The 16,025-nt window shown below is 61.5% G+C and carries 16 protein-coding genes; all 16 read left to right on the forward strand.

The features are described 5' to 3' along the window. The first annotated feature begins 1 nt into the window (after position 1). The 16 genes from thrB (at position 2) to N7568_RS12765 (ending at position 15,969) form a co-directional block, all read left to right on the forward strand. Positions 2 to 976 (forward strand): homoserine kinase, encoded by a 975-nt coding sequence (gene thrB, locus N7568_RS12690; RefSeq protein WP_261610175.1) that lies wholly within the window; start codon positions 2 to 4, stop codon positions 974 to 976. A gap of 304 nt (positions 977 to 1,280) precedes the next feature. After that, on the forward strand, positions 1,281 to 3,437 hold the full coding sequence (rho, locus tag N7568_RS12695) for a transcription termination factor Rho (protein ID WP_261610176.1): 2,157 nt from the start codon (positions 1,281 to 1,283) through the stop codon (positions 3,435 to 3,437). A 253-nt stretch (positions 3,438 to 3,690) separates the two neighbouring features. Continuing rightward, on the forward strand, positions 3,691 to 4,764 hold the full coding sequence (prfA, locus tag N7568_RS12700; RefSeq protein WP_014922181.1) for a peptide chain release factor 1: 1,074 nt from the start codon (positions 3,691 to 3,693) through the stop codon (positions 4,762 to 4,764). Between the two features lie 33 nt (positions 4,765 to 4,797). Beyond that, positions 4,798 to 5,670, forward strand: a complete 873-nt coding sequence (gene prmC / locus N7568_RS12705; protein ID WP_261610177.1) for a peptide chain release factor N(5)-glutamine methyltransferase — start codon at positions 4,798 to 4,800, stop codon at positions 5,668 to 5,670. A 12-nt stretch (positions 5,671 to 5,682) separates the two neighbouring features. Then, a complete protein-coding gene (locus N7568_RS12710; RefSeq protein WP_261610178.1) occupies positions 5,683 to 6,597 on the forward strand; it encodes an L-threonylcarbamoyladenylate synthase in 915 nt (304 codons plus the stop codon). Further along, positions 6,594 to 7,379 carry a WecB/TagA/CpsF family glycosyltransferase gene (locus N7568_RS12715; protein ID WP_261610179.1) on the forward strand — a complete coding sequence of 262 codons (786 nt, stop codon included), beginning with the start codon at positions 6,594 to 6,596 and terminating at the stop codon, positions 7,377 to 7,379. The genes N7568_RS12710 and N7568_RS12715 overlap by 4 nt, the downstream gene beginning before the upstream one ends. Further along, positions 7,380 to 8,336 carry a glycosyltransferase gene (locus N7568_RS12720; protein ID WP_261610180.1) on the forward strand — a complete coding sequence of 319 codons (957 nt, stop codon included), beginning with the start codon at positions 7,380 to 7,382 and terminating at the stop codon, positions 8,334 to 8,336. Between the two features lie 282 nt (positions 8,337 to 8,618). After that, complete coding sequence (locus tag N7568_RS12725; protein WP_261610181.1) at positions 8,619 to 9,731, forward strand: MraY family glycosyltransferase; 1,113 nt, start codon at positions 8,619 to 8,621, stop codon at positions 9,729 to 9,731. A gap of 119 nt (positions 9,732 to 9,850) precedes the next feature. After that, a complete protein-coding gene (locus N7568_RS12730) occupies positions 9,851 to 10,342 on the forward strand; it encodes a hypothetical protein (protein ID WP_261610182.1) in 492 nt (163 codons plus the stop codon). Next, positions 10,329 to 10,664, forward strand: coding sequence for a hypothetical protein (locus N7568_RS12735; protein ID WP_261610183.1), 336 nt, complete (start codon positions 10,329 to 10,331; stop codon positions 10,662 to 10,664). Before N7568_RS12730 ends, N7568_RS12735 begins: the two co-directional genes overlap by 14 nt. An 81-nt stretch (positions 10,665 to 10,745) precedes the next feature. Continuing rightward, positions 10,746 to 11,546 carry a F0F1 ATP synthase subunit A gene (gene atpB / locus N7568_RS12740; protein WP_261610184.1) on the forward strand — a complete coding sequence of 267 codons (801 nt, stop codon included), beginning with the start codon at positions 10,746 to 10,748 and terminating at the stop codon, positions 11,544 to 11,546. Positions 11,547 to 11,625: 79 nt separating this feature from the next. Continuing rightward, positions 11,626 to 11,844: an ATP synthase F0 subunit C gene (atpE, locus tag N7568_RS12745; protein ID WP_011775261.1), complete on the forward strand. Its 219-nt coding sequence runs from the start codon at positions 11,626 to 11,628 to the stop codon at positions 11,842 to 11,844. Positions 11,845 to 11,895: 51 nt separating this feature from the next. Continuing rightward, complete coding sequence (locus tag N7568_RS12750; RefSeq protein ID WP_261610185.1) at positions 11,896 to 12,453, forward strand: F0F1 ATP synthase subunit B; 558 nt, start codon at positions 11,896 to 11,898, stop codon at positions 12,451 to 12,453. Further along, entirely contained in the window at positions 12,453 to 13,280 is an 828-nt protein-coding gene (locus tag N7568_RS12755; RefSeq protein ID WP_261610186.1) for a F0F1 ATP synthase subunit delta, read from the forward strand. Before N7568_RS12750 ends, N7568_RS12755 begins: the two co-directional genes overlap by 1 nt. 84 nt (positions 13,281 to 13,364) lie before the next feature. Continuing rightward, positions 13,365 to 15,002 (forward strand): F0F1 ATP synthase subunit alpha, encoded by a 1,638-nt coding sequence (gene atpA, locus N7568_RS12760; RefSeq protein WP_089597491.1) that lies wholly within the window; start codon positions 13,365 to 13,367, stop codon positions 15,000 to 15,002. Between the two features lie 76 nt (positions 15,003 to 15,078). Next, positions 15,079 to 15,969, forward strand: a complete 891-nt coding sequence (locus tag N7568_RS12765) for a F0F1 ATP synthase subunit gamma (RefSeq protein WP_089595533.1) — start codon at positions 15,079 to 15,081, stop codon at positions 15,967 to 15,969. Positions 15,970 to 16,025 lie beyond the last annotated feature (56 nt).

The following is a 16,025-nucleotide window of genomic DNA, read 5'->3' on the forward strand; positions in this document are numbered from 1 at the left end:
AGTGGAATCAACGCAGCCCACCGCGACCGATCGTGCGCTCGTCGCGGCAGGCCAGCGGCTGACCGTCAAGGTCCCCGGTACGAGTGCCAACCTGGGCCCCGGCTACGACAGCCTCGGCTTGGCCCTGTCCATTTACGACACCTTGACAGTGGAAACCCTCAGCACCGGTGAGCTCGAGTTCGAGCTCACCGGTGAGGGGGCAGACACCCTCCCGCGGGATGCAAGCCACTTGGTGGTGCGTGCCATTGACCTCGCACTGGATCGCCTCGGCTTCCAGCGTTCAGGTCTGAAAATCACTGCGGACAACGTCAACCCCCATGGGCGCGGCCTTGGTTCCTCCGCCTCGGCTGTGGTTGCCGCCGTCACTGCGGCCAACGCACTGGTCCCGGAAGAGTTTCGGCGGGACCGCGACTGGATCCTGCAGCTGACCAGCGAGATGGAAGGCCACCCGGACAACGTCGCACCCGCGATTTTCGGCGGACTGGCGCTGTCCTGGCAGGACAGCGAGCAGTACAGCAGCACCCGTGCCGATGTCGCGTCAGCAGTCACTCCGGTCGTCGCAGTGCCGGACTTCGAATTGTCGACGGAGACCGCACGCGGACTCCTCCCTGCTTCGGTTGGCCACCATGCGGCAGCAATGAACTCAGGCCGTGCAGCTTTGCTGATCCATGCGCTTACAACCCAGCCGGCATTCCTGTTGCCAGGCACCGAAGACTACCTGCACCAGAGCTACCGGGCACAGGCCATGCGTCCCAGTGCCGACCTCATTGCGGCCCTCCGAAAAGCGGGCCATGCAGCGGTCGTTTCCGGTGCGGGACCCACCGTGATGGTGTTGGCCAACGGTGAAGCCGAAGCCACGGCGGTTGCTGATTTCATCCTGGCCTACACGGCGGCCAACACACCCGACGTCGGCTGGCGCGTGATGACGCTGGCTGTGGACGTTCAAGGTGCTAGAGTGGAAGTGCACCGCCGGTAAAGCCGCGGGCAGTTCCCTGATTTTGGATCTCGGTGTTTCGCCGTACCTTTCGTCAACTGTGCCAACGTTGGTGGTGTCGTCTCTTTCCGGCCTGTCTCAGGTGCCGAGAATTCTCTCTGTTCCCTGAACATTCAGCCGGCTGTCCGGGTAACCGGATCCAGTGATGACGATCAGTATCCGGCCCTGTTGGCCAAAATCCATCAGGCACGGCCGAAATCACCGGCTGCAGATCTGAACTGCAGCCCAGAACAAATCATCGCGTCCAGCTCTCGCTCTGGACGCCGTCGAGGGGGAAGGATCCTTCGTGACAGAAACCACTGAGCTGGCTTCAGCTGTGGACACAACATCTTCTGCTGCTGAGTCGTCAACGGCAGCAACCACCAAGAGCAGCGGCCTTGCAGGCCTTAAGCTCGCCCAGCTCCAGGCTCTCGCGAGCCAGCTGGGTATCTCCGGGGGATCGCGTATGCGCAAGGGGGACTTGGTTACCGCCATTTCCGCCCACCGTGCCGGTACCTCCACTACCAAGGCACCTGCCAAGGCCACTGCGTCGGCAAAGGGAGCCACTGCCTCCGCGAAGGGAGCTGCCGCGGCCAAGGAAGCCCCGGCTGCAGAGGCCAAAGCCGCCGACAACGGCGCCGTTGAGGCAACTGCCGAGGCTTCGGAAGCACCCCGCGGACGTGGACGTGGCCGCAGCCGCCGCGCCACCAGTGACGGTGTCGTCGCAGCTGCTGAAGCAGTTGCCGCACCCGTTGAGCCTGCAGCAGCACCGGTGGCCGAAGCTCCGGCAGGCGTCGAAGCCAGCGAAGCTGGTACCGAACGTCGCCAGCCGCGCACCCGCAACCGCCGCCGTGGCGAGGCAGCAGCAGCCCCCGCTGAAGCAGCAGAAGCGCCTGCAACTGAGCAGCGCGAACAGCGTGGCGACCGTTCCGAACAGCGTGAACAGCGTGCTGACCGTTCCGAGCAGCGTGAACAGCGTGGCGACCGTTCCGAGCAGCGCGAACAGCGCGGCGACCGCACCGAACAGCGTGAACAGTCTGACTCGGGCGACCAGCGCGAACGTCGCGACAACACCCGTGGGCGCCGTGAAGACAACAACGACGGCGACGACACCGGCAACCGCCGTAACCGCCGTAACCGCCGCGACCGCAACGACCAGAACGACCGGGGAGACCGTCGTGGAGGTCAGGACAGCCGTGACGGTGGCAACACCCGCAGCGACCGCTTCCGCGACCGCAACGAACGGCGTCGTGGCCGTGCGCAGGGACCGGACGTTGACGACGTCGAGGTCACCGAAGACGACGTCCTGCTCCCCGTAGCAGGCATCCTGGACGTCTTGGAGAACTACGCGTTCATCCGGACATCCGGTTACCTTCCGGGTGCAAACGACGTCTACGTCTCCCTGGCTCAGGTCAAGAAGTACAACCTCCGCAAGGGCGACGCCGTGGTGGGTGCCATCCGCGCACCGCGAGACGGCGAAGACCGCAGCCAGCAGTCGGCCCGACAGAAGTTCAACGCGCTGGTCCGCGTCACTTCCGTCAACGGCAAGACGCCGGAAGAACTCAAGGACCGCGTCGAGTTCGCCAAGCTCGTGCCGCTGTACCCGTCCGAGCGCCTGCGCCTTGAGACGGACCCCAAGAAGATCGGCCCGCGTGTCATCGACCTCGTGGCCCCGATCGGCAAGGGCCAGCGTGGCCTGATCGTCTCCCCGCCGAAGGCCGGTAAGACGCTCATCCTGCAGTCCATTGCGAACGCAATCACCACCAACAACCCTGAGGTCCACCTCATGATGGTGCTGGTTGACGAACGTCCTGAAGAAGTCACGGACATGCAGCGCACCGTCAAGGGCGAGGTCATCGCCTCCACCTTCGACCGTCCCGCCGACGATCACACCACGGTTGCCGAGCTCTCCATCGAACGCGCCAAGCGCCTGGTGGAAATGGGCATGGACGTGGTGGTCCTCCTGGACTCCATGACCCGTCTGGGCCGTGCCTACAACCTGGCAGCACCGGCCTCCGGCCGCATCCTGTCCGGTGGTGTGGACTCCGCAGCCCTGTACCCACCCAAGCGTTTCTTCGGTGCAGCCCGCAACATCGAAAACGGTGGCTCGCTCACCATCCTGGCAACCGCGCTTGTCGAGACCGGCTCCAAGATGGACGAAGTCATCTTCGAAGAGTTCAAGGGCACCGGCAACATGGAGCTCCGCCTGTCCCGCCAGCTGGCAGACAAGCGCATCTTCCCGGCCGTGGACGTCAACGCGTCCGGTACGCGCCGTGAAGAGAACCTGCTCTCGCCTGAAGAAGTCAAGATCATGTGGAAGCTGCGCCGCGTCCTTTCCGGCCTGGAGCAGCAGCAGAGCCTTGAACTGCTGACCAACAAGATCCGGGAGACGCAGAGCAACGTCGAGTTCCTCATGCAGGTACAGAAGACGACGCTCGGAGCGAAGTCGGACAACGACAAATAGCGTTACGTGGGGTGGGGCCGTCAAGTAATTTTGCCGGCCCCGCCCCTTCGCGTTGCTGCTGACGTACTGCGTACGTCAGCAGCAACGCTACGACAGGCCCGATGCCACTCCCGGGCCGGCAAAATTACTCGACGGCGGTCAGGTCACCTTGGGCGTTGCCGTCACCTTCGCTGGCCGGCTTATTTGAGCGGTTGGTCGTTAAGACACCAATCGTCGCAACTAGACTTGTCTGCGAGTCGAAAGAGGTTTGAAAATGTTTGAGTCCGTACAGGGATTGCTTGATGAGCATGCTGCCATTCAGGCGCAGCTCAGTGATCCTGCTGTTTATGCCGATCAGTCTGCTGCCAGGAAGTTGGGGCGGCGGTCTGCTCAGCTTCAGGGCATTGTGGAGGCGTACAACAAGTGGCGCGGGCTCAATGACGATCTGGAAGCTGCCAAGGAAATGGCTGACGAGGATCCCGAATTTGCCGCCGAAGTTGTTCAGTTGGAGGAACAGATTCCTGCGGCGCAGGAGCGGTTGCGCCGTTTGCTGATCCCGCGTGATCCGGACGATGCCCGCAACGTCATCCTTGAAGTCAAGGGTGGCGAAGGTGGCGACGAAGCTGCTTTGTTCGCTGGCGACCTTCTTCGGATGTACATGCGTTACGCCGAATCGCGTGGCTGGAAGACGGAAATGATCTCTGCCACCGAATCCGATCTTGGTGGCTACAAGGACGTTGCCGTGGCTATTAAGGGCAACTCCAACGATCCCGCGCAGGGCGTCTTCGCGCGGTTGAAGTTCGAAGGTGGCGTGCACCGTGTGCAGCGCGTCCCCGTGACCGAATCCCAGGGCCGCATCCACACCTCGGCTGCCGGCGTGCTGGTACTCCCTGAAGTGGACGAGCCCGAAGAACTTGAGATCAACCAAAACGACCTCAAGATCGACGTTTATCGTTCCTCGGGTCCGGGTGGACAGTCCGTGAACACCACCGACTCCGCTGTCCGCATCACCCACTTGCCCACGGGCATCGTGGTGGCCATGCAAAACGAAAAGTCCCAGCTGCAGAACCGTGAAGCCGGCATGCGCGTCCTCCGTGCCCGCCTCCTGGCCCACCAGCAGGAACAGATCGACGCCGCCAATTCGGAGCAGCGAAAGTCGCAGATCCGCACCATGGACCGTTCGGAGCGTATCCGTACGTACAACTTCCCGGAGAACCGCATTGCGGACCACCGCACCGGGTACAAGGCCTACAACCTTGATGCCGTCATGAACGGTGACCTTGAGCCCGTGATCCAGTCGGCCATCGAGGCGGACGAACAGGCACGCCTGGACGCCATCGGCGAATAGCACCCTGCCGCACATCAACAGCAGAGTAGATTCATGACGTTTTACCAAGGCCAGAGCCTCGCGGACGCAGTTCGCGAGGCTACTGCCGTTCTCACCGACGCCGGTGTCCCCACGCCACGCGTGGACGCGGAGTTGCTTGCCGAACACCTGCTGGGTGTGGGTCTGGGACGCTTGCGGGCCATGCTGCTGGGCGATGCTCCCGCGCCGGATGGCTATGGAGAACTGGTGCAGGAGCGTGCGGGACGTGTTCCCTTGCAGCACATCACCGGCGTCGCCTATTTCCGCTACCTGGAGTTGCGCGTGGGCCCGGGCGTTTTCATTCCCCGGCCGGAAACGGAGTCGGTGGTCCAGCTGGTCATTGACCATGTGGCAGGAATTCCGAACCCCAAGGTGGTGGACCTCGGCACTGGATCCGGTGCAATTGCCGGTTCGATCGCCCACGAGGTGCCGGGCGCTGACGTCCATGCCGTGGAATACAGTACTTTCGCGCATGCCTGGGCAGCGAAGAACCTGGAGCCGCTGGGTGTGACGCTCATACAGGGGGACCTCAGGGAGGCGCTGCCCGAACATAACGGAACCTTCGACGTCGTCGTATCCAACCCGCCATATATCCCGGCAGAAGCGATACCCACAGAACCGGAAGTCGCACTCCACGATCCTCCCGAAGCACTGTACGGTGGGGGAGCGGACGGCATGGAACTCCCGACGGCGGCAGCTGCTTCCGCTGCCCGGCTTCTGAAGCCCGGCGGCTACTTTGTGATGGAACACGCAGAAGTCCAAGCCGGTTGGATCGCCGGGATGCTGCGACGGACGGGACGTTGGAACGACGTCACCACGCATTTCGACCTGAACGGCAAGGAACGTGCAACCAGCGCGGTGCTGGCAAGCACTGCGCCTGATGAGTGAAAGAATAGCGCTGTGACCACAACCTACAACTGCACTTCCGATGACCAGCGTGCTGAAGGACTTCAGCACGCACAGCGTGCCATCAGTGAAAAGAAGTGCATCGTGCTGCCGACGGACACTGTGTATGGCATTGCCGCCGACGCCTTCTCTCCCTTGGCCGTGACCATGTTGCTGGCCTCCAAGGGACGCAGCCGGCAGATGCCTCCACCGGTCCTGATTCCCAGAATCAATGCCTTGGACGGCCTGGCCACCGATGTGCCGGCCGATGCCCGGGCGCTTGCGCAGGCATTTTGGCCCGGCGGGCTGACCCTGATCCTTCATGCCCAGCCTTCCCTGGATTGGGATCTGGGCGATACCAAGGGCACCGTTGCACTCCGTATGCCGGACGATGAGATTGCCTTGGAGCTCCTCGGGCTCACGGGGCCGCTGGCCGTATCGTCGGCCAACCGCACGGGGCAGGAAGCAGCCCAGACCGCTTCGGAAGCGCGCATGCAACTGGCCGAATCCGTAGAGGTGTACCTGGAGGGCGGATTCCGGCCCGTGGAAGGTACTGCGGCGCTGCCGTCCACAATTGTGGACGCAACTGCCACCCCGTTCCGCGTAGTGCGCCAAGGAGCCATCTCCTTGGAGAGCCTCCGAGCGATCGTTCCGACCCTCCTCGGCTTCGGCGAGACTGTACCCGCCGATGTTATCGAAGCTGCTGAAGAGACAGCATCTGAAGAAGCGGTTGCCGAAGATGAGGCTGACGAGACAGCCGCGGCGGAAGAGGCAGTTTCGGAGGCTGAGCCTGTCGCGGAGACCGCCACCCTGGGCGACGCCCCGTTTGAAGTGACAGAAGCCGCCGTCGTCGAACCGACGCCCGACGACGATTCGACTGCTCGCAACGATGTGGAGCCGCCGGCCCCACGAGAAGCCAAGTCCGAATGATTCCGGACCGCCAGCGCGTCCCCGTCCTCGACGTCGACGCTACTCCGTTGCGCGTCAATGAACTCATTGACGCCGTGGGCGGGCTCATTGCTGCGGGGACCACAAGCACTGTGCTCGGTCACAACCTGCATAGCATCACGCTGTTTCATTCATGTCCGGATGTCCGCGCGCTGTATGAGAAAAGCTCGATAGTCCTGCTGGATGGAGCCCCCGCCACGTTGCTGTGGGGGATTTCCCGGAAGCGGCAGGGCCTGCCCTTGGGCGAAGGGGCCATGGCGTACCGTTTGGGCTCCATGGACTGGATCCCTGAACTCGGCAAGGTTCCAGGATTGCAGCGGGTTGCTGTGGTCGGCGCCGGCCGGGAGGCCAATACCGAAGCGGTGGCCCGCCTCCGCTCCATCATTCCCGGCGCCACGGTGGACGGAATGCCCGGCGAGGGCTGGGATGACGCCCTTGAAGACGCCGTCGTGGGCTGGCTGGGCACATTCCAGCCGCAATTGGTGCTGTTGGGCCTGGGGATGCCGCTCCAGGAGCATGTCCTGCATGGCAGGCTGGGGGAGTTGCCGCCGGCTACCTATTGCGCCGTTGGAGGCGCTATTGAGCAAGTTGCCGGCATTCAGAAACTGGCTCCGCGCTGGCTGGGGCGGCTGGGGCTCGAATGGGCCTGGCGGCTGGTCCTCCACCCGGGCCGCGTTGCCTACAGAGTTTTCATTGAGCCGTGGAAGCTTGCCGGCCTGTTGGTTCGGCGCCGTTTTCAATCTCCCAAGACCAAAGGCAAGTAAATGACGTCCCAAGCTGTTGTGGTCGCCGTCGTGGTGACATATAACCGGCGTGAACTCCTCCAGACCACTCTGGCGGGCATCGCAGCCGGCACCCGGGTTCCGGACGCCGTCGTCGTGGTGGACAACGCCTCCACTGACGGAACCGCAGAGTTCCTGCGGGACTATCAGGGGCCGCTGGCTACGGACGTAGTCACTTTGAGCTCAAACGTTGGCGGTGCCGGCGGTTTTGTGGTTGGCATGGAGCGCGCCCTGCTGGATCACGGCGCGGACCACGTCTGGATCATGGACGACGACACGGAACCCCAAGCAGCCGCCCTTGCTGAAGCGCTGGATGTTTCCACTGCTTATCAGCAGGAAACAGGAGATACGCCGGCCTTCATTGCAAGCCGCGTGGTCTGGACCGATGGCCGCGACCACCCCATGAACCGTATGCGTCCCCGGATGGGTGCCAGCGAAGAAGCACGTCAAGCTGCTGCACGCGTCGGTGCCACGCAGATCCGGAGCGCTTCCTTCGTGTCCGTCCTGATCCGAGCCGAAGAGATCAGGAAATACGGCCTGCCCATCGCGGACTACTTCATCTGGAACGACGACCTTGAGTACACTGCCAGGGTCTCGCGCAAGGGAACAGCACTGACCACGGAATCTTCGGTGGCCAATCACCACACCAAGGTCTTTGGCGACGCCGGTGCTGACCCGGGCCCCCGCTTCTACTACGAAGTGCGGAACAAGCTCTGGGTGTACACCCGTTCCAACGCGCTGGCCCCGTGGGAAAAGATTCTGTTCACCGGCGCCTCACTGCGAAACTGGACACGCACCATTGCCGCCTCGCCAAACCGCAAAGTGCTTCTGGCCGGGCTTTTCAAGGGCCTGCGCCACAGTTTAAAGGCCCCGCGCTCCAATGCAGAGGTGCTCAACGGCATCTACGCTTTGCGCAACATCCAAGAGCCGGCCAGCTGACAGCCACGCAGCTTGGTTCCGGCTAAACAAGGCAGGGCTTTGCGGCTGCGTCACAGGGTGGTCACGGCTGTTGGCATTAGTATCGTGACTAGAGTCCACAGAAATCCCGCAACATTCGGCACAGCCGGTGCAGGCATGGCGACGGAGTAGTTCCATTTATCCACACACAGAATTCCACACCTCGAGGTGCCCGGAAACCACCGGCTTTGACGCGACGCACCGGCTGCGCCTGCTGATCACCGTTTCCGGAACAGTGGGCGGGCTGCTCCAGGGAGCCGCGTCATGATCATGTATCTGTTGATGGCACTCACGGCTGCCGTGGTGTCCTACGCGGGAACGTGGGGTGCCCGCGTGGCCGGAAACAAGCTGCGCCTGTACCGTCCCATCCGCAGCCGCGACATGCACTCCGCCCTGATTTCCAAGCTCGGGGGATTGGGCATCTTTGCGGGTTTCTTCGTCGCCTTGGTGGTTGCCAGCAACTCATTCTTCGTGAAGGACATTTTCAGGCACAACGATGCGCCCTGGGGGATTCTGGCCGGTGCTGTGGTGATCGTCGCCGTAGGGGTGGCAGATGACATCCTGGACATCCGATGGTGGATCAAGCTGCTGGGCCAAGGTGCTGCCGCTCTCATCGTGGCACTGTGGGGCGTCCGGATGTCGGTGGTGCCATTCATCCCGGAACCGATATTCCTCGAGTCTGAGATCCTACAGATTGTGCTCACTGCGGGACTCATTGTCACCACTATGAACGCCGTCAACTTCATTGATGGACTGGACGGTTTGGCAGCGGGAGTGGCCATCATTGGTGGCGGCGCCTTCTTCCTCACGGCGTACTGGGTTCACCGGAACAACCCCTCCACCGACAACTCAGATCTCGCGACACTCCTGATGGCCATTCTGGTGGGAAGTTGCATCGGGTTCCTGCCGCACAACTGGTTCCCTGCCAAAATCTTCATGGGTGACTCCGGAGCCATGCTTATTGGCTTGCTCATGGCCTCCGCCGGTGTTGTGGCAACGGGGCAGATTGGCTCCGGCCTGTATGACCGCGCCAATGGCATCCCTACGATTGTTCCGATTTTGCTGCCCTTCGCCGTACTGTCCCTGCCCCTCCTGGATCTCGGGATGGCCGTGGTCCGCAGGACTGCGAGGGGCCAGTCGCCGTGGTCGGCAGACCGTGGGCACCTCCACCACAAGCTGGTGGACCTCGGATACTCGCACCGTGCCGCCGTCGTCATGCTGTATGTCTGGACGTGCATCCTGGCTTTCGGTGGCGTCGCGTTCGCCGTCTTCCCATGGCAAATTGTGCTGATCGTGGTCATTGCGGCAGCGCTCATCATGGCGGCCGTGACGGCCTGGCCCTACTTCACCCGTAACTCGACGCGGCCGGGGGAGTAGTTGTGACGGCCGGTTATGGTCACAGTTCTATCTCATGTAGAATTCTTACTGCGGACAGTCACTCGCCCGTAACCCCACTTTGAGAATATGGCACCTGTGCCACGAGGATTGGTATCCCCATGACATCCAACGCCGAAACCGGACGCCCGTCCGGTAAACGTGGTGTTGGATCCGTCGGCAAGCCGTCCTCATTATGGCTTCGGTTGCTTCTTCTTAGCGCTGCATCAGCGCTGGCGGCCACTGCCGTCACCTGTGTGATCGCAGCTTTCATGAACGGCGGTCAGGGAGCGCTCTCAGCAGCGTTCGGCGCCGCGCTGGTCATGCTCTTCTTTGGCATCAGCCTTTTGATAGGCCACTTTGTAGGCCGCAACAACCCTTCAGGTGCTGTTGGCCTCTTTGTTGCCACGTATTTCATTAAAGTCGTCGGCTTTGCTGTTGTGCTCTTTGTGCTCGGCGCACCGGACTGGCTCCACCACCGCTGGTTCCTGATTGGCGCCGTGGTCACCGTTGTCTTCTGGCAGGCAGCAGAAATCTATGGTTTCAGCAAGGCCCGCCTCCAGATCTACAACGATCCTGAAGAGAAGAAGGGTGGCCCGGATGTCTCCGCGTAAGCGATATTCACGCCCGGCCCCACAAGCCCAGCAACCCGGAAAAGCCAATGAAAGCGCGGAAGCCGGAAACGACGGCGGATACAACGCCGGCATTGCCGTCTTCAGCTACATCATTGGCGGGATCATTGTCTGGAGTTTGATAGGCTGGGGTCTGGATAATCTGTGGGGGACCCGCTGGATTGTGCTCCTTGGCGCTCTGCTGGGAGCCGCAGGAGGGTTCTATCTTTCCCATATGCACGGCCTCACCAGGCAAAGCTCCTCTTCTGGCGAGAGCAACGCAGACAGCGGTCCGTCCATGGACGGGGACAGTAATGCCAAATAATTTCACACGGATTGTGGATGCGTCCAACGCTTCCGGATTCCAACCAATGCCCAATGATGGACACAGCAGAGAGGAAACGCGTTGATCGCGCTTGCGCTCCCCGCCCAGGATTCGGGGTCCTTCACCCCACCCGGAATCGACGAAATGCACCTGCCGGCAATCCTGCCTTGGGGTGCGCACGACGGATTCTCCAAGCAGATGCTGCTGGTGATTCTTTCAGTCGTCATTATCGCTACATTCTTCATCCTCGCTGCACGTAAGCAGCAGCTGGTACCCGGCAAGCTGCAGTTCGCAGGCGAGATGGCTTACGGCTTCGTCCGCAACAGCATCGCCAAGGACATCATCGGCGGCAAGGACTTCATCAAGTACGTCCCGCTGCTGTTCAGCTTGTTCTTCTTCATTTTGGTGAACAACATCTACGGCGCCATCCCGGTGATTCAGCTGCCGAGCTTCTCACACGTAGGCGGCGCCTATGTCATGGCCGGCATCGTGTACTTCACCTGGATCATCATCGGCATCAAGAAGAACGGCCTGAAGTACTTCAAGCTCGCCACCGTTCCTTCCGGTGTCCCGTGGTACATCCTCCCGATCGTGGTTCCGATCGAAATCATCTCCAACTTCCTGGTCCGCCCGGTCACGCACAGCCTCCGTCTGTTCGCGACGATGCTGGCCGGTCACTTGATCGTCATGCTCGCCGGTTCCGGCATCGAGTTCCTTGTCATGCAGGAGAACGTGCTGCTCAAGGGCGCATCGGTCCTGGTGCTGGTAGGCGCCGTGGCCATGTACATGCTGGAAGCACTGATCATGGCCCTGCAGGCTTACGTGTTCACCCTGTTGACCGCGATCTACATCGAAGGCGCCCTGCACGCCGATAGCCACTAGGCTCCCAAAACTTCCCCTTGCGGGGATGAAGCAACCCAAACAACCTGCCGCACGGGCGGCATCTTGAAAGGAAGAAAAAATGGAAGGCACCATCAACGGCTCCCTCAACCTCATCGGCTACGGTCTTTCGGCCATCGGCGGTGGTATCGGTGTGGGTCTCGTGTTCGCCGCGTACATCAACGGTGTTGCACGTCAGCCGGAAGCTCAGCGTGTGCTGCAGCCGATCGCGTTCCTTGGTCTGGCACTGACTGAAGCTCTTGCCATCCTCGGCCTCGTCTTCGCTTTCGTTCTTTCCTAATAATAAGAACCCAAGCGAATTCGACGCACGAGTAGATAGGACGGGTGAAATATGAATCAGCTGATCATCTCAGCCGCCACTGAAGGCGAAGCGAAGAGCAACCCGCTCGTTCCCAACGTCTGGGAAATGGGCGTTGTCCTCGTCGGCTTTGCGGTCCTCATGTACATCGTGGTCAAGTTTGTTGTCCCGATGTTCGAGAAGACCTTCGCAGAGCGCGCCGAAGCAATCGAAGGTGGCATTGCAAAGGCCGAAGCGGCCCAGGCGGAAGCTTCTGCAGCTCTTGAAGAGTACAAGCAGCAGCTCACCGACGCCCGCGCCGAAGCCAACCGAATCCGTGAAGAAGCACGCGCCGAAGGCGCCCAGATCCTTGCGGACCTCAAGGCCAAGGCTGCAGCAGAGTCTGCTCGCATCACCGAGCAGGCACACGCTGCCATCGAGTCGGAGCGCCAGGCAGCTGTTGTCTCGCTTCGTTCCGAGGTAGGCACCCTGGCCACCACGCTGGCCGGCCGCATCGTTGGTGAAGCACTCACCGACGACCAGCGCGCCGCACGCGTTGTGGACCGTTTCCTTGCAGATGTGGAGACCCAGAGCGCAGGTGCAGCTAAGTAATGGCAGGTATATCGAGCGAATCGCTGACCACAGCACTGGCGCAGTTGGAAGCCAAGCTTCCCTTCGCCTCGCTGCAGTTGGCTAAGGACCTCTTCGGAATCCTGGGAACGGTGGACAGCTCGGCTGGCTTGCGCCGCGCCCTGACTGACCCGTCCCGTACTGGAGACGAAAAGTCGGCGCTGGTCAAGCAGCTGGTTGGCGGAAAAGTCTCCGCTGATGCTGCTGAAATTGCGGGCGGACTGGCCAGCTCACGCTGGGCATCGGCACGTGATATCGGCGATGCACTCGAGACGCTTGCCGCCACGGTTGTCATTGCCGTAGCTGAAAACAAGTCGGCGGTTTCTGCCTCCGGTATCACGGGGCTGGAAGAGCTGGAAAACGATCTGTTTGCCTTCAACCAGATCGTCGCCTCCAGCCACGAAGTACAACGTGCTCTGTCTGAGCCGCAGGGATCCCCTGCGGCAAAGATTGCTCTGGCTGAGAAGCTTGTTCCTGGCAGCAGCGAGGAAGCAAAGGTTCTCATCAGCCAGGCAGTTACGCAGCCGCGCGGTGTCAAGCCGAGCAAGCTCGTCGATTCTTTCGCCAAGCTTGCAGCCAAGCGTCAGCAGCGCTGGATTGCAACTGTCAGCGTTACCCGTCCGTTGACGGAAACGCAGGCCAGCCGTCTGCAGGCCGGGCTGGATGCCCTGTACGGCCGCGAACTGAAGGTCAACCTCAACGTTGACCCCGCACTGATCGGTGGAATCCGTGTCCAGGTTGGTGACGAAGTGCTCGATGCTTCGGTCATCGCCCGCCTGAGCGAACTCCGCCGTCAGCTCGCTGGCTAGCCAGACCAAGCACAACTTAACTGATATAAAACCCGGTCATCGTGAGCAACGATGATCACGAAAACAGGAGAGCAGGGACTGCAGATGGCCGAATTGACCATCAACGCCGACGACGTCCGTAATGCGTTGAACGAGTTCGCGGCGTCCTACGAACCCGGTAACGCAGAGCGCGTAGAGGTTGGTCGTGTGACCACCGCAAGTGACGGCATCGCCCGTGTTGAGGGTCTTCCCTCGGTCATGGCGAACGAGCTGCTTCGCTTCGAAGATGGCACGCTGGGCCTGGCCCAGAACCTTGACGTCCGCGAGATCGGTGTCATTATCCTCGGTGACTTCACCGGTATTGAAGAAGGCCAGGAAGTTCACCGTACCGGTGAGATCCTGTCCGTTCCGGTTGGCGATGCCTTCCTGGGTCGCGTTGTTGACCCGTTGGGCCAGCCGATCGACGACCTCGGCGAGATCAAGGCCGAGGGCACCCGTGCACTGGAACTCCAGGCTCCGGGCGTCACCGAACGCAAGTCGGTTCACGAACCGATGCAGACCGGCCTCAAGGCTATCGACGCCATGATCCCGATCGGCCGCGGCCAGCGTCAGCTGATCATTGGTGACCGCCAGACCGGCAAGACTGCCATCGCCGTGGACACCATCATCAACCAGAAGGCCAACTGGGCTTCCGGAGATGTCACCAAGCAGGTTCGTTGCGTCTACGTTGGTGTCGGCCAGAAGGCTTCCACCATCGCAGCAGTCCGCCAGACCCTTGAGGATCACGGCGCGCTGGAGTACACCACCATTGTGGCGTCCCCGGCATCGGACCCCGCTGGCTTCAAGTATTTGGCACCGTACGCAGGCTCGGCCATCGGCCAGCACTGGATGTACGGCGGCAAGCATGTTCTGGTGATCTTCGATGACCTGTCCAAGCAGGCCGAAGCCTACCGCGCCGTATCCCTGCTGCTGCGCCGTCCGCCGGGACGCGAAGCCTACCCGGGTGACGTCTTCTACTTGCACTCCCGTTTGCTGGAGCGTTGTGCCAAGCTCTCCGACGAGCTCGGTGCAGGTTCGATGACCGGTCTTCCGATCGTCGAGACCAAGGCAAACGACGTCTCGGCCTACATCCCGACCAACGTGATCTCCATCACCGATGGCCAGATCTTCCTCCAGTCGGACCTCTTCAACGCCAACCAGCGTCCTGCTGTTGACGTTGGTGTTTCGGTCTCCCGCGTTGGTGGCGCTGCACAGGTCAAGTCCATGAAGAAGGTCTCCGGTACCTTGAAGCTGGACCTGGCCCAGTACCGCGACATGCAGGCATTCGCCATGTTCGCCTCTGACCTGGATGCTGCTTCCCGTCAGCAGCTGACCCGTGGTGCACGCCTGATGGAACTGCTGAAGCAGGGCCAGTACTCACCGTTCCCGGTTGAGAACCAGGTTGTTTCCATCTGGGCCGGTACCAAGGGTTACCTGGACGACGTTCCGGTTGAGGACATCAGCCGCTTCGAGTCCGAGTTCCTGGAGCACCTCGCGCACAAGTCCTCCATCCTGACCACGCTGGCTCAGACCAACGTCCTGGATGACGACACCGCTGCAGCCTTGAAGGAAGCGATCATTTCCTTCAAGAAGGGCTTCTTCGGCGAAGGCGACAACCACCTGGTTGGCGCCGGCCACGAAGAGCACGCAGCGATCTCCGGCGGCGACGTCGACCAGGAAAAGATCGTCAAGCAGAAGCGCTAGTTCCGATCACCTGCCCTGCCGGGGTCCGCAAGGGCCCCGGCAGGGCAGCACATCGGGAACTTAGGAAAGGATAAGTATGGGAGCCCAGATTCGGGTCTACCGTCAGAAGATCAGCTCGACGACGTCGATGCGCAAGATCTTCAAGGCGATGGAACTGATCGCTACCTCGCGCATCGGTAAGGCCCGCGCCCGCGTAGCAGCTTCACTGCCCTACGCGAACGCGATTACCCGCGCCGTTTCTGCTGTCGCAACTCAGAGCGAAATCGACCACCCGCTGACCACCGAGCCGGAGCAGATCCGCCGCGCCGCAGTCCTGATCATTACATCGGACCGTGGCCTTGCAGGATCGTACTCCGCGAGCGTGCTCAAGCAGGCTGAAGGTCTCACCGAGCTTCTTCACGCAGAAGGCAAGGAAGTCAAGGCGTACCTGGTTGGCCGCAAGGCGCAGGCGTACTTCGATTTCCGCAACCGGTCATACACCCGCGTATGGACCGGTGGCACGGACGCACCGGAATTCGAAACCGCACAGGAAGTCGGAGCTGCACTTCTCGAAGACTTCTCCACTGACTTCGAAGAGGGTGGCGTGGATGAGATCCACGTCGTCTACACCCGCTTCAAGTCGATGGTGACCCAGGAGCCCACGGTTATCCGTTTGCTCCCGTTGGAGGTCGTCGAAGAGGAAGCAGCCTCGGAATCCGAGCTGTTGCCGTTGTACGAGTTTGAACCGGAAACAGAGCAGGTGCTTGACGCACTGCTTCCGCGTTACATCGAGTCCCGCATCTTCGCAGCCATGCTGCAGGCCGCTGCTTCCGAGCTCGCAGCCCGCCAGCGTGCCATGAAGTCGGCCGGTGACAACGCTACCGATTTGATCAAGAAGTACACGCGCCTTCGCAACACGGCCCGCCAGGCCGAGATTACGCAGGAGCTTTCCGAAATCGTTGCCGGCGCTGACGCCCTCGCGTCCTAGCCTGCACCGGATTCGGTTCGAAGCCGCACCTGCAACAAACAGATAAACTTAACCCC

Source organism: Paenarthrobacter aurescens (assembly GCF_025421775.1).
Classification (GTDB): Bacteria; Actinomycetota; Actinomycetes; order Actinomycetales; family Micrococcaceae; genus Arthrobacter; species Arthrobacter aurescens_B.

Bases quoted from the DNA above. Each gene is read 5' to 3' on its own strand.
- N7568_RS12735 (WP_261610183.1), top strand. From the start codon at position 10,329: ATGTCTCCGCGTAAGCGATATTCACGCCCGGCCCCACAAGCCCAGCAA.
- prfA (WP_014922181.1), top strand. From the start codon at position 3,691: ATGTTTGAGTCCGTACAGGGATTGCTTGATGAGCATGCTGCCATTCAG.
- N7568_RS12725 (WP_261610181.1), top strand. From the start codon at position 8,619: ATGATCATGTATCTGTTGATGGCACTCACGGCTGCCGTGGTGTCCTAC.
- N7568_RS12755 (WP_261610186.1), top strand. From the start codon at position 12,453: ATGGCAGGTATATCGAGCGAATCGCTGACCACAGCACTGGCGCAGTTG.
- atpA (WP_089597491.1), top strand. From the start codon at position 13,365: ATGGCCGAATTGACCATCAACGCCGACGACGTCCGTAATGCGTTGAAC.
- N7568_RS12720 (WP_261610180.1), top strand. From the start codon at position 7,380: ATGACGTCCCAAGCTGTTGTGGTCGCCGTCGTGGTGACATATAACCGG.
- N7568_RS12750 (WP_261610185.1), top strand. From the start codon at position 11,896: ATGAATCAGCTGATCATCTCAGCCGCCACTGAAGGCGAAGCGAAGAGC.
- N7568_RS12765 (WP_089595533.1), top strand. From the start codon at position 15,079: ATGGGAGCCCAGATTCGGGTCTACCGTCAGAAGATCAGCTCGACGACG.
- prmC (WP_261610177.1), top strand. From the start codon at position 4,798: ATGACGTTTTACCAAGGCCAGAGCCTCGCGGACGCAGTTCGCGAGGCT.
- atpE (WP_011775261.1), top strand. From the start codon at position 11,626: ATGGAAGGCACCATCAACGGCTCCCTCAACCTCATCGGCTACGGTCTT.
- N7568_RS12715 (WP_261610179.1), top strand. From the start codon at position 6,594: ATGATTCCGGACCGCCAGCGCGTCCCCGTCCTCGACGTCGACGCTACT.
- N7568_RS12730 (WP_261610182.1), top strand. From the start codon at position 9,851: ATGACATCCAACGCCGAAACCGGACGCCCGTCCGGTAAACGTGGTGTT.